The organism is Salinivibrio sp. MA607, from assembly GCF_001996245.1.
Taxonomy (GTDB): domain Bacteria; phylum Pseudomonadota; class Gammaproteobacteria; order Enterobacterales; family Vibrionaceae; genus Salinivibrio; species Salinivibrio costicola.
Genome location: NZ_MUFJ01000022.1, coordinates 1 through 22,172, shown reverse-complemented (window position 1 = coordinate 22,172; position 22,172 = coordinate 1). Strand labels below are relative to the sequence as shown.

Sequence of the window (22,172 nt, the reverse complement as noted above, 5' to 3'; positions counted from 1 at the left end):
CGTCGTGATCTTTTTTTACCTGTGATAATCGTGTGATTAATGTCTATAACGTGATGAAAGCTATAAATTTATATGCACGCTCAGCGTTTACATTGATAGCTAAATCATCAAAGAGAAAAAGGATAGACCTTAAATTGTCTATCTTTTCAGTAAATACCCTATGTCGACTAGACAAAAATGCCGCTGTGATTACAGCGGCATGATAGCGGTTAATCGCGGACTAAACTGACGTTTGAATAGTTTTGATAGCCACGTAGCATGACGTGGTATGCCACGTTTTGCTGCGCATTTAGTGTGCAGTTTTCATTATTGCCGTTGTTGTAGGGGCGGCAATCCCAATTGCTGGTGGTCGGTTTGCTTCCTTCCTTGACATAAAGGTCTGCATCACCAGATCCACCACTCATGCTGACGTTGACACTGCGGCTACTATCCACGGTAAATGTAAAAAAAGTCTCGCTTCCACTGCCACCGGCTAAGCCTGTAATAGGCTGGTTTGGTAGAAGTACATTGTTAGTGTTATCGTCACAACTTGCGCTAACACCTACCGCGTTAAAGGCGTCAATGACATCTTGCTCGTTATAAGCCAGGTCTTTGGCGGCTTTTGCTACGCCACATGCACCCTGATCAAATGTACTATTTGCGGTCCAATATAGTTGGTTAGCCGTAGTAAATATTTCGAAGCCTTTACGAACATCCCAATTCGTTTTGTTGGCTAGTAGATAAAAGGCACGGTTGTATACACCGCTTGAGTGGTGAACATTCATGCCATCACGATATTGGCCGGCGTCATCAATCGAGTTGCCATCGCGAGAAGGCTGCTCAAAGTAACGGAGCCCACCGGAGCCTTTAAAGATATCGGCACCAACCAGCCAATCGACATCACCATGCATATAAAATTCAGCGGCTTCGCCAGCGATATCAGAGAAAGCTTCATTTATCCCGCCTGACATGTCAGCGTAAATTAGCCCCGAGTTTTGCTCCGTAAAGCCGTGACTAACCTCGTGAGCACTGACGTTGATATCGACCAAGGGGTAAAAAGTGTTTTGGCCATCGCCAAACGTCATTGAACGACCATTCCAGAATGCATTTTCGTAATTGTTGCCATAGTGCACTCGCATGGTGAGTTGGAAGCTAAGTGGCGCGGTATTCATCCAGTCCTTGTACATGTCAAAGACAACATTTCCAAAGTAGTGCGCGTCATTGAGCGGCGAATAGGCACCATTAACATATTTTTTATCGTTGTAATTACCGGTGTCCGTGCAAGGGTAGGAAAAGGCAGTGCTACCGGAGGTACCATTGTCTAAATCGACCGTTTTGACTTTGTCGTTTTCAAGTGTACAAGTACTGCCGACTTTATCGATAGGCAGGCCATCATAGTCGGTGCCATAAGTATACTGACCAGTCTTTTCATTGCCGCCCGGCCCGGTGCCGACTGCCGAGGCATGGTTGATGCCGTCCCATTGTTTTAAGATCTCGCCTGTATTAGCGTCAATTATATAAAATGGTCGGGTTGGATCATTACCAGCTACAAAGAAATCAACGAGGTAGACGAGTTGTGCATTTTGTTGATCATCGAGCCTCACCACCAAGCGGGTGTTTTCGTTTTCGAAAGGTGCGGAAGTAAGTGTCTTCTGGCTTTGCGTAAAATCGGCTTTGGCCGCTTCTAACGCAGACTGGCTGTTGAGCGCGGGTGACACATTAACAATGTCATTCGCTACGCCTTGGGCCATGGTGCCGTAAACGTCGCTCCGTTGGCCCTGCTTTTCTGTCGCAACAACAGCCGTGTCAATAACCGGCACACCTTGAAAGGTTTGTTGGTAGCGGACTTTGATTTTGCCATTTGGCAAGGTGACACGCTTGACCTCTTTAAATCCTAAAGGATTCGTTTGCGATCCTGACGGTGCATAAACGCCAGTCGGTTGATTCAAAACTTGGTTGAGTATTGTTTCGTCAGTAACGTTAATGAGATCGGCACTCACAGCGGGAGTGCTAATGGCCATGCCAGAAGCGATAAGCCATGCTAATTTAGATAATTTCATGTTATTGCCCTAATTGTTGTTGAAAGATTCCTTTCTTCCCAACCGCACAATAGGAAGGCGAACGTTTTAGTCCACTTCTCTAACGTGACCTATCAACAGCTCTCTTTACAAGCTTGTTACAATTAGTTGTGTAAACAAACACTGACATGGTCGGACCGTTTTAAATGCAATAGCGTGATCAACCTTGCTGTGAACCGTTTATCTAAAAGAGGTTATGGTTATTGATTTATCAATGACCAGAATTATTTACAGAATAAATGACTATTTAGTTATGAGAGACTGGCCTCAAAATTAACGTATAGCATGGTCGACGAGATAAGCGAGGGTCACTTGAGCGTGACCCTCGTCGATGTCATGCCTGTTATCTATGGCGTACGACGCTGACTAGACGATTGTGATTTAGTCAGGGGCTGGTGATCATTTGGCCAAAACAGAGAGGTTGGGCGTTGTTTTATTTGGGTGATAACGGCGGATCGGACCGATGCGATGTCTAGCTCGCAGTTACGCGAGCGCAGCGCGACGAATAATGCGAGGCCAAAGCTGACCCACAGATTGATAAAGCCAATCATCAATACAAAAAACAGGCTGGATAAAACAGACAACCACGACTGGTAATCGCTAATATGCGCATAGGCCGCATGGGCAGAAGAGAAAGCAACATGGCGAATATCAAGCGGAACGTCAATAAGATAGCCTAAGTAACTGGTCATACCTAAAAGCACACCAAAAATGAAGTTACCCCCCAATGCGCCATAGTTTTGATGAATATACAGCGCTATCCGCTCTCGTCGTTGAAGCGAGATTGCGCGGAATAACGGATGGCCGATTAACCGATCTTTCAACTCAATGTAGTCTGCCCGATTATCGAGTATGCCGGTAATAATACCCGACAAAAATAGCCAGACTCCAGCGATAGCGGCGTAAAGCCAGGCTAAACCATGGATCGGATGAATCGCAGCGGTTTGATAGGCCACTTGTTCGCTGTTTAGTAAAGGGTTGCCATATAAATGGCTAAAAAGCAGACTAACCAACACACTTACGATAATTGCCGCGGTGATATTGCCCCAGACTGCAAACCACTGAGAACGATTCACATTGATCAGTAACCGTGCCAGCTTTTTACTACGCGTGCGCCCTTGTTTGTTCTTTTCCACATGTGCAGCAAAGTTTGCCGCGGTCATCGCCGGCTGCTTGGTGGCAATGGTAAAGTGTAAAATGTGCACCAGCATAAAGCCGACGCCGTAGTTTAAACTGACCAGTAATGCATTATTGAGTGGTGATAATTGCAGGGTCTCGATATACATTTTTACCCATGCTAACAGGGCAATAATCACCCCTGCGCCGCAGGCGCCGCGCAGAATTTTAAAGTAATCGTTTTTGGTTTTGGCGATATAATGCTCGCCGTGGTTGCTCTTATTTTGTGTCACGCTTTGTGCGAATGTGCGGGTACTTTTGCGATAAATCGCGCGTACACTGTTGCGTTCAGTCACTGAAATAAGCAATTGCCGCCAGAGGTTTAATACGCAGCGTGCTTTTTGGTGTGGATGCCGAAAGTCTAGGATTTGGATCAGTAGCACCATTCTGTTTAACGTTTGATCCAAGCGCTCAAGCATACGTGAGGCGTGCGCAGAGAAGCCCATTTGGTTAATACCACGAGCTCGGATCCGCTTAACCTGCTGCTGGCATTGCTCAATTATCACCCAAAAATGTGCCCTGTCTTTGGGATCCAACGTGTCGTTTTTAATCGCGTTCACAAGTTGGTGGGTTTCACGCTGCAATGCAATGAACGGTGAATCAACCTCGCTGAGACGCCGATCAATGCGCAACAGCTCTGGATCCAATTCCTCCGCGGCAATCCAGATAGAGAGCATTTCTAATGAATAACACAGCTCGCTTTTAATGTACGCACCTGTTGAGCGGATTGTTTCGGGAGCGGCACTTTTTACTAAGAGGCGGTATAGCTTAAACCAGCACTTATGAGAGATGGCTTTGACCCACGCTTTATCTTCCCCTCCCACAAAGTAACTTAATAGGTCGTTAATATCGTTACAGCGCTTAGGCGGCGGATTGACTTTGTTATAAAGACGACGAAAAATGTCGGTAACAAGACCGTTTTTAGAGAAAATCCCCAACTGCACAAACGCCGGTGACAGCTTTATTTTTTTGGCTTCATTGCACACGCTGTTGGCAAAGAGCGCGGCTTGAGAGGGGGAGTTGGCTAACGCTAAGACAAGCTGCTCAAGACGCAATTCTGCCAGCTTTGGCTCTCCTTCACGAAGGTAGGTAAAGAATACATCAAGGCGCTCCGTGTCATTGGCACAGAGAGAGAAACCGTCTATCACTTTAAAGGCCGGTGTAATCGCAGGCATAAATCAATTTTCTTATCAGTAGATAGTCAACGCCCGCGTAGTCTACAAGAGCGAGAAAGCAGGGGGAAGCGAAAGCGCGCTTAGATCACATTTAGGCTACTCCACAAGGTGTTCCACGCATGGCGCTGGATTGTTAAGCAAATCGAAAGCCGTTTGTTGTGACCCAGTCGCAGTTTTAGGCAAATATCGCTGGTTGTGATCACAGCCAAAGCCTACGATAAGTGGCTCGGAAAGGACTTTTCCGCGGCATCGTTTGCCTTTTCTGGAGTTTTGCCGAATATGATGAGTTTCACGAATCCGGTAGGTCCCGGCACGTTATGGTTTCACAACTTGGCCACTGCAGAAGGAACACCGGTAGCTTATGACCCTCAGGCGCGTGCTTTTCTGCCTATGCCACCATTTTGTGCCAACCGTGTCATTATAGGGTGTAATTGGATAGCGCCTGAAGAAGGTGCTTTCTGCCGAGCTTGCGCAATGACAGCACTCGCACCAGATCCTGACATACCTAACGCCATTGATTACTGGGCAGAAACGGAAGCGGCTAAACGCTGGGTCATCGATAACTTAGGGCGGTGGCATTGGTTCCGACCAGAAGATCCTGGTACACGGCCTACCTTTCATATGCTCGCTGATGGTAATACGTTGGCGGCAATGGGGCATGGGGATGGCGTGGTAACAATGAGCGTTTCTGAGGCCGATCCTGTGGTGCGTATCTCCCGCAGGGAAGCCTTGGATGAACCGTATCGAACGCTGATAGGCCATATGCGCCATGAAATTGCGCATATGCTTTGGTGGCGCTTAAGCCTTCGAGAAGATTTTCTTAATGCATTTCGTGAGATGTTCGGGGACGAACGTATCGATTACACCACGTCGCTGGAAAATCATTATCATCAAGGGCCACCGGTAGGGTGGGAGCAGGCGTACATCACTTCTTATGCATCGGCTCACCCCCATGAAGATTGGGCGGAAACGGCAGCAAGCCTATTACATCTTACTGATATCACTGATAGCTTTGTGGCCTCGGGGCTTGTGTCGCCGGAGATGCCTAGCCACGGCTGGGATCCCTATGCCGAGCCTGACACGGAGCTGCTGGTTCATGTGGCCTCTGCCATTGTGATGCGAGTAAATCATATTAATCGATCCATGGGCTTGTCTGACGTTTATCCCTATGTATTGTCTGAGACTGCCCATCGAAAGCTTGCGTTTGTACATGACTGGCTTCGTCGTGGCGCGCAGGGGCGATGAGTTTTATATAGGTCAAAGGCCTTAACGAACATCTACTTGGAATGGTGTCTTTAAAAGACGATGGATGGGAATAGGATGCATCGCATCAACGTTGGTCCGTTTCCGATGCCTAAGTATCAAATAAAAGGAGTTATAAATATGGCGATTACGCCTAAATCAGACATGTCACCAGAAGTTTTGTCCTGGCGAGATCCCTCTATGGACTCTGTCCAAGGAACTGAAACCCCCAAAGATCCAAACAAAGGTTACATTGCGCTATTAGGGTGGAGTGTCAACGCAATTAAAGCGGCCCAGAAATTTGATCGTCGCTATATCGTGGTTGCACCTGAGTGGGCGCGAGATTTTTGTACTGCGAACAATATCCCGTTTATGTCATGGGATTTCCTTCGACTTGATGACACTTCTATCGAGCTTGCTAGAAAACTCAAGGCTGAGGGCGTCGATGTCGCTGTGCCACTGTTTGAAGAAACCGTTGAATGGTCCGGCGCCATCAACTCTGTACTGCTTGATAATCCTCGGATGTACGGGCAATCGATTTTATTCCGTGATAAAGCGCTAATGAAACGTCGAGCTCAGCTTGGCGGTATTCGTGTCGGCATTTTTGAAGAGGCGCATGAAAAAGAAGATATCGTGCGATTTATGAAGCGAGTTAATCAAACATTACTCAAACTTGACGGCGATCCAGACGATCCGATTCATGTCAAAGCGTTTGATAAAGCAGGCTGTTTAGGACATCGCATGCTGCGAACCGTTGACGAAATCGATGCTATCCCGGCTGAAGAATACCCGCTGCTTATGGAAAGCCATCTCGATGGATGGGAGTTTGCCGTTGAAGCCTGGGTTCACGATGGCAAGATCATGTTCTTAAATATCTCTGAATACGTCACACTCGGCTACTCGGTGTTTGTGCCTGCGACAAAAGAGCTCGAAAGTTGGCGAGACGCGATTACTAAGCAAATTGAGTTATTGATTAAAACCTTTGATATCCAGTTCGGTCAGATCCACCCAGAATACTTTGTGACCAGTGACGGCACTATGTACTTTGGTGAGGTCGCCTACCGCCCACCGGGATTTAAAGCGTTTGAGTTGATTGAGCGAGCTTATGGCTTTAATGCTTATCAGGCTTCATTTTTGGTGTTTGATCCTAAGAGCACAAAAGAAGAAGTTGACGCTTTCTTCCCGCGTGAAGTTGTTGATGCAAAAGGCTATGCTGGCTGCTTTGGCGTATATCCAAAACGGCGTGTCGTCAGTCAGTTAGAGATGCCAAAAGAGTGTATAGAACATCCCTATTTTGATTTCCATGAGCTTCAGGCGCCTGCTGAAGAGACGGTTCCAGAGCGAGATGCGTTTGGTACCCACTGGGGGCTGGTGTTCTTCTTCGGGGATGATCCGATCAAAATGCGGGATTTATTAAAAGCGCAAGAAGACTTGGATTTTTACGTCTAGTACGTCTTGATAAAACCTTGCTTATCCTCCGCAGCCTGGGTTAGAGGCGTCTCTAACCCAGGCTTTTTTGTGGGTGTTACCCATGCGATACCGTGAAGGGTTAAATCATCACCGCAAACGACTCGTAAGGGGCCAGTTTGTAGGTGGTGCTTAACCGTTTGACCGGATCCATGTTGTAGCTAAGGCAGGTTAAGGCCTTATCGTGCCAGTGTGCGGGGAGGGTGATGGTTTGCTTTTCCTCACTAAAGTTGCTGACCACGAGAATACGATGGGTGTCGTCGAAGCGCTCGTAGGCGATCACGTCAGGGTGGGCTTCTTCCACAGGCGCAAACTGGCCATGTGCAATCACTGGGTATTGCTTGCGCAGCTTAATCAGCTCACGGTAGTGATAGAGCACCGAGCCACTGTTTTCAGTCGCTCGTGCCACATTGATGGTGGTGTAGTTAGGATTAACCGGTAACCATGGTGTTCCTTGGGTAAAGCCTGCCTGCGGTGCGTTATCCCATTGCATCGGGGTGCGGGCGTTATCGCGACTGTTTTGGTATACCGCCTCCATCATGGTGTCGGGATCAACGCCTTCTGCAATACGCAAGTCGTAAAAATTGCGGGTTTCGATGTCGTGATAATCGTCGATAGACGGGAAGGCGACATTGGTCATCGCAATCTCTTCCCCTTGGTAGATATAGGGCGTGCCTTTCATTAAGTGCAAGGTTGTGGCGAGCATTTTTGCTGAGCGTGTCCGGTACTCACCGTCGTGACCAAACTTGGATACGGCGCGGGGCAAGTCGTGGTTGTTCCAAAACAGCGAGTTCCAACCGCTATCGGCCAGCTCTTGTTGCCATTTGAACAGTACCTGTTTAAGGGCGGCGACATCCAGCGGCACGGGCTGCCATTTATCGCCGTCTTTCCAGGTCGCGGTAATGTGTTCAAATTGGAACACCATGGAGAGTTCATTGCGTTCCGGTGCGCTATAAAGCTTGGCAATCTCCGGCGTTGCGCCCCATGTTTCGCCGACGGTGAGCAAGCCTTTGCCGCCAAATGTTGCTTGGTTCATCGCCTGCAGCAGAGGGTGAAGGCGCGGGCCGTTGCCAGTGATGCCTTTGTCGATCTCTTTACCAATTAAATCTATTACATCAAGGCGGAATCCCCCAATGCCTTTGTCAATCCACCAGTTCATCATCTTATACACGGCGTCATGGACGGCGGGGTTTTCCCAATTCAGATCGGGCTGACGTTTGGAGAACAAGTGAAAGTAGTACTGCTCGGTGTTTGGCTCCCATTGCCATGCGCTGCCACCAAAAATTGAGCCTTGATCATCCGGCGCACTGCCATCGGGTTTGGCATCACGCCAAATGTAAAAGTCGCGATAGGGACTGTTTTTGTCTTGAAGCGCAGCTTGGAACCAAGGGTGTTCGTCGGAGGTGTGATTGACTACCAAATCCATTACGATTTTGATGCCGAGCGAGCCGGCTTTATCAATCAAGCGCGTCATGTCTTCCATGGTGCCAAATTCAGGCGCGATCGCGCAGTAATCGGAAATGTCGTAGCCATTGTCATCCATCGGCGATTGGTACACCGGTGATAGCCATAACACATTGACGCCGAGCCAATGTAAGTAATCGAGTTTCTCGATAATTCCGTTCAGATCGCCAATGCCATCATCATTGGTGTCGTAAAAACTACGTGGGTAGATTTGATAAACAACGGCATCATGCCACCAAGCGTACTGCATACCCATTACCTCTTTGTTTTTTATCAGTTTGAACACGCGTTCGATAATGGATATGAATGTACCTGCCCAAGACGGGGATTAAAAATAGATAACTCTCTCTTTGTTATAGCTATATGGCTATACCAAAGAGTGAAAATAAACCTATTTAACGGCTATGATTGATGCGAGTAAGTGTTTTAAACTATAACGGTTAAAGCAAAAATGTGAACGGTGATGCAATGGACGTAGAAAAAGCGGCAAGTTATTTTTTGGCTGTGGCTGAGAGTGGCAGCATCAAAGCCGCAGCGTTAAAGCTAGGGATCAGTCAGCCTACATTGACCGCGCAAATCCAAAAGTTAGAACAGCGTCTATCAAGCCAATTATTAATAAGGCATCCGCGTGGTGTCAGTATGACGGCTGCTGGCGAGCTTTATTATCAGCACGCAACGGCCCAACACGCTGCGCGCCAACGATTACAAGCACAGTTGCATGTGCTACAAGCCAGAGAGGCCGGACAGGTTAAGCTAGGGACGGGAGAAGCCTGGTGGCCTTTGTTTGTCGAATCGGCGGTGGTGGCGTATCAAGCCGAGCATCAGTGTTCGGTGCATATTGAGTTTGGTAATCGGTTGGCATTAATGTCATCGCTTTTAAATGGCGATATTGATGTTTTTATTGGCCATGAAATCAGTGAACTAATTGCCACCAGTCAGGTGCGTTTTACCCCTTTGTTCCAAGATACAGAAGCTTGGTTTGCACATCAGGATCATCCTTTGTTTGACCAATTGAAGCGCCACCATCAGCCGGTGTTGTCAGCGCATCTTTTTGACTGGCCGTTATTGCGAGTGACACCCGATCATCCTCGCCATGCCCATTTACTTTCTCGTCCTTTACCACCGTTGCTAAACCTTCACCCGCATGCCTTTGATCTCGACTCACTTTCAGCCAGCATCTCGTTGTTGCAACGTACGCATGCTCTCATGCCTTACACCGATAAAGCCGCGTCATTTCTCGGCGCTAAGGGAATTAACATGCTTTGGGTTAATGCAGAAAAACGGGGCAACGTGGGTGTTTATACCGCGTACGGGGCGACAAGCGATAAAGTCTCGCAGTTCGTTACGTGTCTGCTGGAAAGCGGGACTGACTGGATGGCGAGCGATGTCGATTGAGCACCTCTTACCAGTGTGGGGCAGCTTATTGACGAATAAAGTGCTAGACTAGAGTGCTTTTGTCGCACATTGAATTGGTCGTGCTGGCTGCAAATGTAGGGATGAGTTAGCCGGCTCCATATTTCAGTGGCGACATCAATGACATCAATAGGTAGGGCCAATTACCAATTTGGCCAATGCGCTGCTAATTTGTGGCGCAAATCACATGCAGTACCTTTATTATCAAAGGAAAGATGATGGTAATTCCAGAAAACAGCAGTATTGTTATTTTTGGTGCATCTGGCGATCTCACCTTCCGCAAGCTGATCCCAGCCCTGTATCATTTGTATGCGAACAAACAGCTGCCTGCGTCTTTCGCAATTCTTGGCGCAAGCCGCACCTTCTATAGTGACGAGTCGTTCCGTGACAAGCTCCGTCGCTCGATGCAAGAGCTTGAAGAAACCGATCCTGCAACGCTCGACGCCTTTATGGCGCACGTGCATTATCAATCGTTCAATATCTCTGACACCCACGAATATGGCGCGCTAACAGGGCGTTTAGACGAATTGTCCGAACAATATGGTTTCACCCAGCGTAATACGCTGTTTTATCTTGCTACGCCGCCGAAGCTGTACAACTTTATTCCTGCCTGTCTCGCCGCACATGGCTTGAATGATGAAAGTAACGGTTGGAAACGCTTGGTGGTCGAAAAGCCGTTTGGTTACGACTTAGCCTCCGCTCGTCAGTTAGACAAAGACATTCACGCCTACTTTGCAGAGCATCAGATTTACCGTATTGACCATTACTTAGGCAAAGAAACGGTACAGAATCTGTTGGTTTTCCGTTTCTCCAATGCGATGTTCGAGCCGCTTTGGAACCGCAACTTCATTGACTATGTTGAAATTACCGGTGCGGAGCATCTTGGCGTAGAAGGTCGCGGTGGTTATTACGACCAGTCGGGCGCGGTTCGGGATATGTTCCAAAACCACCTATTGCAAGTGTTGTCGCTCGTGGCGATGGAGCCGCCTGCACAGATCAATGCTGATGCAATGCGTGATGAGGTGTTTAAAGCGCTGCAATCGCTTGAGCCGCTCTCTGAAGACGACTTGCACAATAACTTGGTGCTGGGCCAGTACACTGAATCGCAAGTTGGCGGCAAAGCATTACCCAGCTATCGTGATGAGCCAGGTGTGGCGGAAGACTCGCGTACCGAGACTTATGTTGGCCTGAAGATGTTTATCAACAACTGGCGTTGGAATGGGGTGCCATTTTACGTGCGCACCGGTAAACGCTTACCGACGCGCGTGACCGAAGTGGTGATCCACTTTAAACAGACCCCGCATCCCGTATTCGGCAAAAATGCGCCCGAAAACCGCTTGGTGATCCGTATTCAGCCCGACGAAGGCATTCAAATGAGTTTCGGTCTGAAAGAGCCGGGTGCAGGCTTTAACGCCAAAGCGGTAAACATGGATTTTCATTATACGTCGCTGGAAGAAACCCAGATGCTGACGGCTTACGAGCGTTTATTGCTTGATGCCTTAAAAGGCGATGCAACCTTGTTTGCCCGCAGTGACGCGGTGGAAGCCTGCTGGCAGTTTGTTGAGCCAATTCTCCAATACAAGGATAATGGCAAAGCGCTATATGGTTATGCCTGTGGCACTTGGGGGCCGAAAGAAGCCGACCACTTGCTGGCGCGAGACGACCATGCGTGGCGTTTCCCCTGCAAAAACCTCACAGACACGGAATACTGCGAACTATGATCAATGCCCGTATTTTTGATGACGCCGACGCGGTGGTCAATCACTTAGCTGACGCGATGCAAGCGTTCAGCGAGCAAGATCGTGCCGTACACATCTCGCTATCTGGTGGCAGCACGCCCAAAATGCTGTTTAAGCGTTTAGCCAGTGATGACTACGCCACGGCGATTCAGTGGCAAAACTTGCATTTTTGGTGGGGCGATGAGCGCTGTGTGGCACCGGATGATGCCGAGAGCAACTTTGGCGAAGCCGACAAACTACTGTTTAGCCAGATTCGCATTCCAGAAGAGAACAGTCATCGCATTCGTGGTGAAGACGATCCGGACGTGGAAGCCGCGCGCTTTAGTGCGGAAATGCAAGCGCTGATCCCAAGCGAAAACGGCACGCCTGTGTTTGATTGGGTCTTGCTGGGTGTCGGTGGCGATGGCCATACCGCCTCGCTATTCCCGCACGATCCTCAGTATGACAATACCGCACTGGCGCTGGTGGCCTCGCATCCTGAATCGGGTCAAAAGCGGGTATCAAAAACCGCCCGTGTACTGCGCGCGGCGAAGAAAATCAGTTATCTGGTGTTGGGTGAAGGCAAACAAGCGATTGTGCATGAGATCGCCACACACGAGCCCACTCAACTGCCATATCCTGCCGCCAATATCCGCAGTGCCAAAGGCACCACGGAGTGGGTACTCGATGCCGCGGCAGCAAAAAAATTACCAGAACAGAATTAATGGAGAGCACGATGAAAGGTGATATCGGCGTAATTGGTTTGGCGGTCATGGGCCAAAACCTGATCCTCAACATGAACGACAACGGCTTTAAAGTCGTGGCACATAACCGTACCGCGGCCAAAGTCGATGAGTTTCTTGAAGGCCCAGCCAAGGGCACTAACATCGTTGGCGCTTATTCGCTGGAAGAACTGGTTGAGAAGCTAGAAACGCCACGTAAAGTGATGCTGATGGTTCGTGCCGGTGATGTGGTCGATACCTTTATCGACAAACTGACGCCACTGCTTGAGAAAGGCGACATCATTATTGATGGCGGTAACACCAACTATCCAGATACCAACCGTCGTGTGGCAGCGCTGCGTGAAAAAGGTATTCACTTCATTGGTGCCGGTGTGTCTGGCGGTGAAGAGGGCGCACGTTTCGGGCCGTCTATTATGCCAGGCGGCTCAGAAGAGGCGTGGCCAGCGGTGAAGCCTATTTTCCAAGGTATTGCAGCGAAAACCGATACCGGCGAGCCATGTTGTGACTGGGTCGGCCGTGATGGCGCCGGCCACTTTGTGAAAATGGTGCATAACGGTATCGAATATGGCGACATGCAGCTGATCACCGAGGCGTACCAGTTCATGAAAGACGGCCTTGGTATGAGCCATGATGAAATGCAGCAGGTGTTTACCGACTGGAACAAAACCGAGTTGGATAGCTATCTGGTCGAGATCACCTCGGACATCTTGGGTTATAAAGACGAAGACGGTGAGCCTTTGGTTGAGAAAATCCTCGACACCGCGGGTCAAAAAGGCACCGGTAAATGGACTGGGGTTAACGCGCTGGATCTTGGCATTCCGCTGACCCTGATCTCTGAATCGGTATTTTCGCGTTGCTTGTCAGCATTGAAAGATCAGCGTGTCGCGGCAGAGAAGCTATTTGAAAAACATATCCAGCCGGTTGATGGTGACAAAGCCGAGTGGGTTGATGCGCTACGTCAAGCGCTGCTGGCGTCAAAAATTATCTCTTACGCGCAAGGCTTTATGCTGATGCGTGAAGCGTCAAACGAGAACGGCTGGGATCTCAACTACGGCAACGTCGCGCTGATGTGGCGTGGCGGCTGTATTATCCGTTCGGCCTTCTTGGGTAACATCCGTGATGCCTTTGCTAAGGATCCTGACTTGGCCTTCTTGGGCTCAGATGCGTACTTTAAAGGGATCTTGGATAACTGTTTAGCGGCATGGCGTAAAGTGGCGGCGAAATCGATGGAAACCGGTATCCCAATGCCGTGTACTACATCGGCGCTGACCTTCTTGGATGGCTACACCACAGCACGTTTGCCAGCCAACCTGCTGCAAGCCCAGCGTGACTACTTTGGCGCGCACACTTATGAGCGTCTCGATAAGCCACGTGGTGAGTTCTTCCACACCAACTGGACGGGCACCGGTGGTAACACTGCCTCGACGACGTACGACGTGTAACGTGGCAGACTAAGTCACTGCCAGTAGTAATAAATAGAAAAGGGATGCATTGGCATCCCTTTTTGTTGGCATAAGCAATAAACTCGCTTAGCATAGGCGAAAAAGGAGACCCTATGCCGCGTCCTAAAATGCCCCGCCGTATCTGCGGGAAACCGCATACCAACTGTTTTAAACCCAACGCCATTCCACTCAGTGAGCTAGAGACGGTGACCATTGGTCTGGATGAGTTCGAAGCCATGCGCCTTGTTGATCATCAGGGTATGCAGCAACTGCAAGCGGCGGAAGTCATGGGCGTATCCCGTCAAACGTTAGCCAACCTAGTAAAACGCGCCCGCGCCAAAACCACCGCCTGCCTCGTAGAAGGCAAAGCACTGGTGTTTGAGTCAGAAGAGTAGTGTTGTGCCGAGTTTATTTGGCTTACATAGGGCCTAATATTTGTTTAAGTTGACGATACGCGTCTGAGTGTTTCTCGGCGTTCATTTTGGCGAGATTTTGCATTTTCCAACGGATGGCTGGTAACTGGTCAATTCCCGACAGCTCTAAAAGCGCCCAATCAGGCGTGCGATTTTTGAAGGACAGTAAAAATGATCGCTCTTGGGGCGTCAAAGACGAGTTTATGATCTTCACCAGCTGCTTGCGAGTTGCTTCGAGCTCCGCCTGGGGAATGTCTTGATCGGCCATATTCCGAAACTCTCCTTCATAAACACCTGAAATATCCTTGAAGTTTGGTCTAAGTAGTTCGGCAATAGGACGTGGGTGGCTAATAATATAAACCAATAAGGCTTTGCGAAGATCATCGGGGAGTCCCTCGTTATCAAGTAGTTGCTTGACGTCGAAAAGATCCCTCGGGTGTTGACGATCCAGTGCTGCACAGATTTTACCCGCGTATAAATCGGCAAAATTCACCACTGGCATCTCTGCAAAACCAAACTCATCTTCAACAGCCCCACTTACTGGCATGACTTGGGGGTCGTAAACCGTACCGCGTAGTACAGGGGAGAGTTCAATTTTGATTTGAACGCCATCTCGCTCCACCAATAAACGCAGAGCATCTGATTTATCCAGGAAGGAGCGGACAACACGTGTATTGTCGATGTTAGCCGTTATCGTGGAGGCTAGGGTATCTAGGTTGCTCTTGATGGTCCGTAGTGCTTCATTCCGTTCCATTATGGGCAGAAAAACTAAGTCGATATCAATTGAAAGTCGAGGAAAGTCACGAACAAACAAATTGATAGCTGTCCCACCTTTGAGAGCGAAACAGTCGTGCTTGGCAACAAAAGGAATAATCCTCAGTAGTAGCTGCACTTGTCGGTAGTAGTGGCTTTGTCTATCCATGCTTTCACATATCCTTAGGCACTGTTATTTGCCAGGTTGGCTCTAGTTTGCCGCCTTTAGCGATCAGTCTTTTACCAGAGCCCAGTGCATACTGTTCTGGTGTGAGGTATTTAAGCCAAGCGTGTTGATGCCTACCTGCCAGCCAGAGAAAGAGTCGCTTTGCTTTGATACTGCGACAGGCTCTTAGCAAGGCATTCAGTTTACGAGGCGATAGGTTGTGTAATCCTTGCATAAGTTGGTCAGCGTGTTCAAAGCTGATGGTATTGGGCACGATAGCTAAAAGCTCTAAAATGGCTTTCTCTGGACAGGAATAATGTAATGACGGAAGAGATGCTTGCCAGCTATCTTGCCTCAGGTACTGGTTGTCTTGCATTAGCGTCTCTGACCATAGGCGACGAGTGCCATGCCACTCAAATTGTGCTGGCGCATCGATTCTAGCCAGCCATCTAGGCAGCATCTCAGCAGAATAGAGGTGAACGCTGGGTTTGCTTCCTTTGGACAGATAATGACTAAACCCTTCCAGCTCTAACGCGGTAAGGCCTCCAACATGGATAGGGGTATGGGTCATACATTGCAACGAAGCAACGATGCCTTTCCAAGATAGTCTCGCTTCTTGCCTTATGTATACACCGGCTGCAAGAGGGACTAGCGTTTGGTTTCGTATCGCATTATCTAGGAAGTGCAGATTAAGTCCTTGTGCCTCTAGCCATGACTTAGTAGCAACCATATCCAGGGGCAGCACTTTCTGTAGTTGTTGTCTCGCTTCAGTGTTCAGCATGAGTCATTCCACACTGGTTTATAAAACATAAAATACACGTTAATTATTGACGTGTATTTTATGTTTTTCAAACTTTTTCGGTTTTTAGTTTGAATAGTCATATTTTCACGTCAATTATTGCCGTGAAAATGGAGTTTTTTAAACCAATGCTTCCATTTAGTTATTGTCATTCATCATGCGACTTAGCAAGGATGAGCGCGTGTTCGAAAAAGTATTTTGTCGCACGACGTTGCAGCTTGATTCGAACACTCTCCACGTCTTGACGTGACTTTCTTCATTTTTCTCTCATAGAATAGTTTGCATATGCCATAAATCAGGCGTATTTTTAGCATATGCCATTTATATAAAGAGAGAACGGAAGATGACAATTGCCATTGCGATGAACCAAGACCGTCCTGCGGGACATTTTATGAAAGCAGAACATTTTGTGCTGTTTGACGACGATGGACAGGCACTCGCTCAACTCGCCAACCCACGAGTAACGGAAGGCTGTGGTGCCAAAAACGCCTTGATTGCGATGTTAAAAGCCAACCAGGTGACACGTGTGGTGACGCGCCATATCGGTGAGCATGCCTTGGCGGGATTGCTGGCCGCGGATGTTGATGTTTATCAGTTGACCAACGGCCGTTTAAATCCTACCCAGTGGTTGTCGCCTGCGTACTGGAAACCACTGACGGAGGCCAGTCAAGGGCGGCCTGCGTTGCAGCGAATGAAGCAACAGCAACAACCACAACAACGGAAAGCAGCGTGTCATTCAGGACGTGGGCGAGGGTGTGGCGCGCAAGATAGTGGTATAGGTGGTCAACATCGGGGGTGTGGACATGGACAAGGTCAACGAGGTCGAAACAGTGGCCACGGTTGCGGTTGCCATGAATAAGCAACCTGTTATCCCGCCGGATTCCCATCATCAGTGTGTGGCTTGCAGTGACAACGGGCTGTTTAATCTTAAATTTTATCAAGACGATAACAACGCCGTGACCGCAAGCGTATGGTTAGAAAGCACTTGGCAGGGGTATCAAGATCAGCTGCACGGTGGGGTCATTGCCACGCTTTTGGATGCGGGGTTGACCCATTGTACTTTCTTGTTTGCCCCGCAAAGTGTGACAGCGTCACTTAATATTCGCTATCACCATCCGGTGCCTATCGCTGTTTATGGTGAGGTGCGTGCCTGGTGTGTGAAAGCGAAACACGGCATGAGTCGGTTGGAGGCAACACTGACCGTTGCAGACACTGTGTGTGCCAGTGCAACGGCAAGCTTTATGCAAACACGCGCGTTGTGAGCGTCAAAAACTAGCTGACCGCGCGGCGCAGGCGATCATGGACCGCAAGCCACGCTTCACCTTGAGGAGGCTGGGCGAGCCAGATTTCATCGACGCCGAGTTGATCGGCTTGGGCAAGTTGGTGATATAACGCTTGCCCGTAGCGTGCGGCGTCATTCGGCATGGTAATACACACCAGATCATCCCGTGTCAGGGCGTCGCCAAAGTGAAGTAAGGCCGCGCGCTTTTCAGAATTAGGCGCTGGGAGATCGGACAGATCTGCGGCCACCATTTGCAACCGGGTGTTAGGTTGGTAATGGCTACCGACATTGCCAGGCACCACGCTATCGTGCTGCTCGGGCGCTTCCACGGTTTCACCCAATACGGCGCTCAGCTCGCTGGCGGTGATTGGACCGGCACGAAGTACGCGGAAGGGGCGCTTGGTAAGATCGACAATGGTCGACTCCAGCCCATGTTGGCAAGGGCCGCCATCAATGACTGCCGCAATTTTTCCGCCTAAACCATGCACCACTTGCTCTGCCGTGGTGGGGCTGAGCTTTTTATACGGGTTCGYTGACGGGGCGGCAACGGCAAGTTGATGGGTGGCGAGCAGGTCCAATAACACAGGTTGCGCGGGCACGCGAAGCCCAATGGTATCCAATCCACCCGTGACTACCGGTGAAACATGCTCGGCTCGTGGCAGCAGCAGCGTCATCGGCCCTGGCCAGAAGGCATTCGCCAGCTTATATGCTTCATCAGGGATCTGCGTTGCCCACTCGGTGATCGATGCGACGTCACCGAGATGCACAATCAAAGGATGATTGGCGGGTCGCCCTTTGGCGGTAAAAATGCCCGCGACGGCGTCTGGATTGCTGGCATCCGCTGCCAGACCGTACACGGTTTCTGTAGGCACCGCGACTTGTTCGCCGGCTTTCAGTAGCTCGGCGGCTTGTGTTAGGTCCGTTGAACACTGCGCTGAGAGAAGTTGCGTTTTCAACGACATGCTCCGTTTTATTTTGCTACGTTCAGGTGATACCACTGACCCGAGCGATCGCGTTGCCATACTGCACCTTGCGCATCAATTTGCATCAAGTACAGCCAGCCGTGATTCGCCAGCGCGGCTATATCGTTATGGCGTGCAAGTATACTATCAATTGCCTCCCGAGGGGCAGCGATAAATACGCTTAATCGCACTGGCTGGTGGCGATATCGACGGCCATCGTGCACAGATTGATGCGATAAGCCAATTCGCAAGTCACCACCATTCCCTTCAAACACCCCAATGTGGCCACCCACGATGTTGTGCAGCAATTTGTTTCCGCTGCCGAATTTTTCCGGTGCGGTAACAGAAGCAAAGTACTGCAAGTTGATCCAATTGGTCACCACCATGGGCGCGGTGAGGATTGCCGTAAGCTGGCTAAAGTCACTGTCTCTATGCCAGTCGTAGTCGTGTAAAAAGCTGCGACCTTGCAAATTAATCTGTCGAGACAGGGTGCGCGGGCCCACGATTAACGCGGCGTTGTCACATAGTCCCCACTCAGGACGCATTTGTGCCCAGTCTTTGGCGCGTGTTGCAAAGAAGCGTTTGAGCTTGGATGGCTGGGTAGGCGTTTGGTCAAACTGGTTGGCGCGGGTTGCACGTGCTTGTTCGCTCGCGTCGGCCAGCCAAGTTTGCCACGCGGCATGCTCGGGGGCGTGAAAGACATCCAGTGCGTCGGTGGTGGTGTTGTGCATGGCGGCATAAAAACGGGTGCTGGTGGGAATCGTTACGCCTTGCTTTGCCATGGCATCGCGCACGTCGGCATCGTTCAGAAGCTGCGCGAGTACGCGGACATTCACCTCGCCGGTTTGTCCACCGCAAGCACCACAGTCAAGCCCTGCTGCATGAGGGTTGTTACAGGTTTCACTGCCATGGCCCACCAACAAGACGGCATCGGCCAGTTGGTCAGTAATGCCCATTGCCCGCAAGATACCAGCACCTAGCTCCGCCTTTTCTGCTGCGGTTAATGGTGTATTGTCACGGGTGAGCGCCCAATCACTGTCAGTATGACTGAGTCGATTCAGCGGGTTTTCGGTGCCAGAAATGCGCAATGCGCGCTTTAACAAACTCACCAGTTTCAGCATGCCACCGGCTTCGACCATGCCTAAATTGGCGGYGGGCGCATCAAGGCTACGTTGCCAGCCGAGCTTGGTCATCCGCAACCAGCGTTCGGGGGTGGCATGAGTTTGTGAGGCGGTGATCGCCGGTGCCAATAAGCCGGGCAGTTGCGGGCGGTGAATCTGGCTATCAGTGGGTTGATAGGCGATCGGCAAGCCAAAAAAGCCAGCAAAGCCAAGGGTTTGAATCCGATCAGATTGTGCTTCTAACGCGCGACGCATCGGTTCAGAGCGCACATCGATACAAAACACAGCTTGCAGCGTAGGCGAGGTGGCGAGAGTGTCGACACTGGCCTGCGCGGACAAGGCGTGTGCCCAAGGGCGCTGCTGACTGATTTCCAGCGCTTGCTGCCAAATCCACAGTGGCGCGAGCTGTTGTTGTGCTTGGTGATACCAATGGCGCACATTCACCGCTTGGTGGTGCATGGACTGACGAATGCTTGCCCACGCCGCTTCACGGTGTTTAGCAAGCCAGCGTGCCAGCACTGTATCCCAAGCGAGTAAAATCGCGAATAGGCCCATGCCATGATCTTGTTGTTCACTGTCACTGAGCTGTTGCTGCCAATCTAACCAAGCCTGCCAGCTTGCCCAACCTGATAAACCATGCATCAGCGCGTGGCAATAGGCCAAGTTACCGTTTGGGTCATGAAGGATCGGTTGCCAAAAGGCGGCCGCTTCAGCGATCAGTGCATCCATTTGGGTGGGTAGAGCGGCGAAATCGGCGAGCAAATCCACGCCAGTGAGGGTTTTAATGCCTTTATCTTGGCTCACCACACTCAACCAGCATTGATAAAGGTGTTCACCGCCTTGGCCTTGGGCATCAAAGCGCTGTGGGTATTGGTGATAAAGCGCGAGAAACTGGCTCACTTGCTGCTGGATTTCTTGCTGCCACGATAAGCCTTCTTGTGTTTCCCGAGTGCGGTCACACAACTCAGCCAATGGCTTCCAACGCGGGAGGTTACTGCTATGAATGCGCAGTGCACGCAGACAATCACTCACTGTTAATGCGCTGCCAGAGGTTGAAATGGCCTCGGCAAGGTGTGCCTCACTAATGGGCGATTGCCAATGCGACAGATAGTACGCCGACGGCATTAGCGGACAGTGGGCACTTAACACCGCTTGCTCAGCAAAGACTTGCTCAATGGGGGTAAAGCGTTGCGGCCACCATGGGTTCACCGCAATCATTTGATCCAACGGCCAGCTTGGCGCAATCGCTACGACCGCTTGCTGGGTGGCATCGCGAAAATCGCTCACATCGAGGGACTCAGGGTGTGCAGATACGTTGGGCGTTTTCGCAATCATTAACGCGTCTCCTTATGCGGTTGCCATTGGGTCGTTTGTAGTTGGATTAAAGAAGCACTCGGCCACCATTTGAGTGTTAGGCGCGTCGCCCACTCATCAAGGTAAGCCCCGGCGTTCAGCCAAATAAACAGGCGGTTGACCCACGCTTTGTGAGGCCAGTACTGGACCGCCAGTGATAGAGCAAACAGCGTGATAAACAGCACCAGCGCAAAGGCATCGGCAAATAAATAGGTGGCATTTCCACCCGCGACAAACACAATCAAGCTATGTTTAATGGCGGCGTAGAGCCCGAGCAGGCCAAGCGCAAACACGCTACTGAGCAGCACGCGTGTCGGGCGAGCAGCGCCTGGGCGGGTAAAGGCCGGTAATAGCAGCATGGTCATCGCCATCCACAGCAACCAACCGGCTGCAAAACTATTTAAAATACCGACACTCAGGTGCACGGCGACAATCAAACCGGCGGTGGTGGCCATCGCGGCAAGCCAATGGCAGCGACGCGGAACTGAGGCGTCGGCCAGTTGGGTTGCTAGCCAATGATTCACCCCATTGCCGCTGTTGAGGAAAGAGAACGCCTTGTAGAAAGAGTGCGCCAGTAAGTGCAGCAGTGCCAACTCATAAAGGCCTAGGGCGATTTCAACTAACATCAGACCCATTTGTGCGACGGTCGACCACGCCAGTTTTACCTTAATGCTCACGCGTGTCAGGCTCACCAGCCCTGCCACCAGGGTACTGACACCGGCGATAACCAGCAGTGCAAAGCTGGCACTGGGGCTCGCCGCGAGCACTGGCGCGAACAGCATCAATAAGATCCCGCCAAGATTCACAATACCGGCGTGCAACAAGGCAGAGACAGGCGTAGGTGCTTCCACCACTTGAATGAGCCAGCCGTGCAAGGGCAGTTGCGCGCACTTAATGATCGCCACACCCACCAGCATAAAGGCGGCGATGCTTACAGTCAGCGTATGAGGTTGCTGGCTGACTTGAAACATCAATTGGTCAATCTGCGCGGTTTGGTAGTGGAAAAATAACAGTAAAAATGCGCCACCGAGTAGCAATTCGCTAAAGCGGGCGAGCAGCATTTTTTTGTGTGCCGCGAGTTGGGCGCGAGGCCGATGCGGATAGAAAAGAATTAAGCGACCCAATGAGAGGCTAACCGCCACCCAAGCAAGCCAAAACAGCAACAGGTGATTGCTGACTAAAACCAACAAGACTGCCGACAAGGTGAGCAATAAGGATAAAAGAAAACGGTGTTTGTCGGCTTCGCCCGCAAACGCAGTGGCACTGTATCGCCATATAACACCGCCAAGAAGAGCAACCAGTGCCAGCAGCACCAGTTTGAGCGGAGTGACGAGAAATAGGGATAACATGACTTACCTCACAGCAATAGTTATGCGAACCATTGTGAAAACTTACTACAGTTAAGTAAAATACATTATAAATAACC

17 protein-coding genes are annotated in these 22,172 nt (G+C 50.2%); 9 read left to right on the top strand and 8 right to left on the bottom strand.

Annotated features, from left to right (window positions below; genetic code table 11):
• Positions 1-209: 209 nt before the first annotated feature.
• Complete coding sequence (locus BZG81_RS11055; protein ID WP_077677384.1) at positions 210-2,039, bottom strand: M4 family metallopeptidase; 1,830 nt, start codon at positions 2,037-2,039, stop codon at positions 210-212.
• Positions 2,040-2,404: 365 nt separating this feature from the next.
• Positions 2,405-4,408, bottom strand: a complete 2,004-nt coding sequence (locus BZG81_RS11050; RefSeq protein WP_077677383.1) for a hypothetical protein — start codon at positions 4,406-4,408, stop codon at positions 2,405-2,407.
• A gap of 279 nt (positions 4,409-4,687) precedes the next feature.
• On the opposite strand from BZG81_RS11050, the gene BZG81_RS11045 reads away from it, so the two are divergent.
• Both BZG81_RS11045 and BZG81_RS11040 read left to right on the top strand, forming a co-directional pair.
• Positions 4,688-5,653, top strand: a complete 966-nt coding sequence (locus BZG81_RS11045; protein ID WP_077661440.1) for a zinc-binding metallopeptidase family protein — start codon at positions 4,688-4,690, stop codon at positions 5,651-5,653.
• 138 nt (positions 5,654-5,791) lie between these two features.
• Positions 5,792-7,099, top strand: a complete 1,308-nt coding sequence (locus tag BZG81_RS11040) for an ATP-grasp domain-containing protein (protein ID WP_077677382.1) — start codon at positions 5,792-5,794, stop codon at positions 7,097-7,099.
• A gap of 100 nt (positions 7,100-7,199) precedes the next feature.
• On the opposite strand, the gene BZG81_RS11035 is transcribed toward BZG81_RS11040, so the two are convergent.
• Positions 7,200-8,831, bottom strand: a complete 1,632-nt coding sequence (locus BZG81_RS11035) for a glycoside hydrolase family 13 protein (protein WP_077677381.1) — start codon at positions 8,829-8,831, stop codon at positions 7,200-7,202.
• Between the two features lie 218 nt (positions 8,832-9,049).
• Here BZG81_RS11035 and BZG81_RS11030 point away from each other — a divergent pair, with 218 nt between their 5' ends.
• From BZG81_RS11030 to BZG81_RS11010, 5 genes are all read left to right on the top strand, one after another.
• A complete protein-coding gene (locus BZG81_RS11030; RefSeq protein WP_077576735.1) occupies positions 9,050-9,976 on the top strand; it encodes a LysR family transcriptional regulator in 927 nt (308 codons plus the stop codon).
• A gap of 236 nt (positions 9,977-10,212) precedes the next feature.
• Entirely contained in the window at positions 10,213-11,715 is a 1,503-nt protein-coding gene (gene zwf / locus BZG81_RS11025) for a glucose-6-phosphate dehydrogenase (RefSeq protein ID WP_077460712.1), read from the top strand.
• Positions 11,712-12,437 carry a 6-phosphogluconolactonase gene (pgl, locus tag BZG81_RS11020; protein WP_077677380.1) on the top strand — a complete coding sequence of 242 codons (726 nt, stop codon included), beginning with the start codon at positions 11,712-11,714 and terminating at the stop codon, positions 12,435-12,437. The genes zwf and pgl overlap by 4 nt, the downstream gene beginning before the upstream one ends.
• Before the next feature lie 11 nt (positions 12,438-12,448).
• A complete protein-coding gene (gene gnd, locus BZG81_RS11015) occupies positions 12,449-13,897 on the top strand; it encodes a decarboxylating NADP(+)-dependent phosphogluconate dehydrogenase (protein WP_077677379.1) in 1,449 nt (482 codons plus the stop codon).
• Positions 13,898-14,010: 113 nt separating this feature from the next.
• On the top strand, positions 14,011-14,292 hold the full coding sequence (locus BZG81_RS11010; RefSeq protein WP_021023566.1) for a DUF134 domain-containing protein: 282 nt from the start codon (positions 14,011-14,013) through the stop codon (positions 14,290-14,292).
• Positions 14,293-14,314: 22 nt separating this feature from the next.
• On the opposite strand, the gene BZG81_RS11005 is transcribed toward BZG81_RS11010, so the two are convergent.
• Both BZG81_RS11005 and BZG81_RS11000 read right to left on the bottom strand, forming a co-directional pair.
• A complete protein-coding gene (locus tag BZG81_RS11005) occupies positions 14,315-15,232 on the bottom strand; it encodes a nucleotidyl transferase AbiEii/AbiGii toxin family protein (RefSeq protein ID WP_077677378.1) in 918 nt (305 codons plus the stop codon).
• Positions 15,233-15,236: 4 nt separating this feature from the next.
• The gene (locus tag BZG81_RS11000) at positions 15,237-16,010 is read right to left on the bottom strand and encodes a type IV toxin-antitoxin system AbiEi family antitoxin (RefSeq protein ID WP_077677377.1); all 774 of its coding nucleotides are present in this window, start codon (positions 16,008-16,010) and stop codon (positions 15,237-15,239) included.
• Positions 16,011-16,371: 361 nt separating this feature from the next.
• On the opposite strand from BZG81_RS11000, the gene BZG81_RS10995 reads away from it, so the two are divergent.
• Entirely contained in the window at positions 16,372-16,887 is a 516-nt protein-coding gene (locus tag BZG81_RS10995; RefSeq protein WP_077677376.1) for a NifB/NifX family molybdenum-iron cluster-binding protein, read from the top strand.
• Entirely contained in the window at positions 16,832-17,290 is a 459-nt protein-coding gene (locus tag BZG81_RS10990; protein WP_077677375.1) for a PaaI family thioesterase, read from the top strand. The genes BZG81_RS10995 and BZG81_RS10990 overlap by 56 nt, the downstream gene beginning before the upstream one ends.
• 10 nt (positions 17,291-17,300) lie before the next feature.
• On the opposite strand, the gene BZG81_RS10985 is transcribed toward BZG81_RS10990, so the two are convergent.
• From BZG81_RS10985 to BZG81_RS10975, 3 genes are read right to left on the bottom strand one after another with little or no spacing between them, the layout of a single operon-like run.
• Positions 17,301-18,272 (bottom strand): L-threonylcarbamoyladenylate synthase, encoded by a 972-nt coding sequence (locus tag BZG81_RS10985; protein ID WP_108743486.1) that lies wholly within the window; start codon positions 18,270-18,272, stop codon positions 17,301-17,303.
• A gap of 8 nt (positions 18,273-18,280) precedes the next feature.
• Entirely contained in the window at positions 18,281-20,728 is a 2,448-nt protein-coding gene (locus BZG81_RS10980) for a DUF2309 domain-containing protein (protein WP_077677374.1), read from the bottom strand.
• The gene (locus tag BZG81_RS10975; protein ID WP_077677373.1) at positions 20,728-22,095 is read right to left on the bottom strand and encodes an NADH-quinone oxidoreductase subunit L; all 1,368 of its coding nucleotides are present in this window, start codon (positions 22,093-22,095) and stop codon (positions 20,728-20,730) included. The genes BZG81_RS10980 and BZG81_RS10975 overlap by 1 nt, the downstream gene beginning before the upstream one ends.
• Positions 22,096-22,172: the final 77 nt, after the last annotated feature.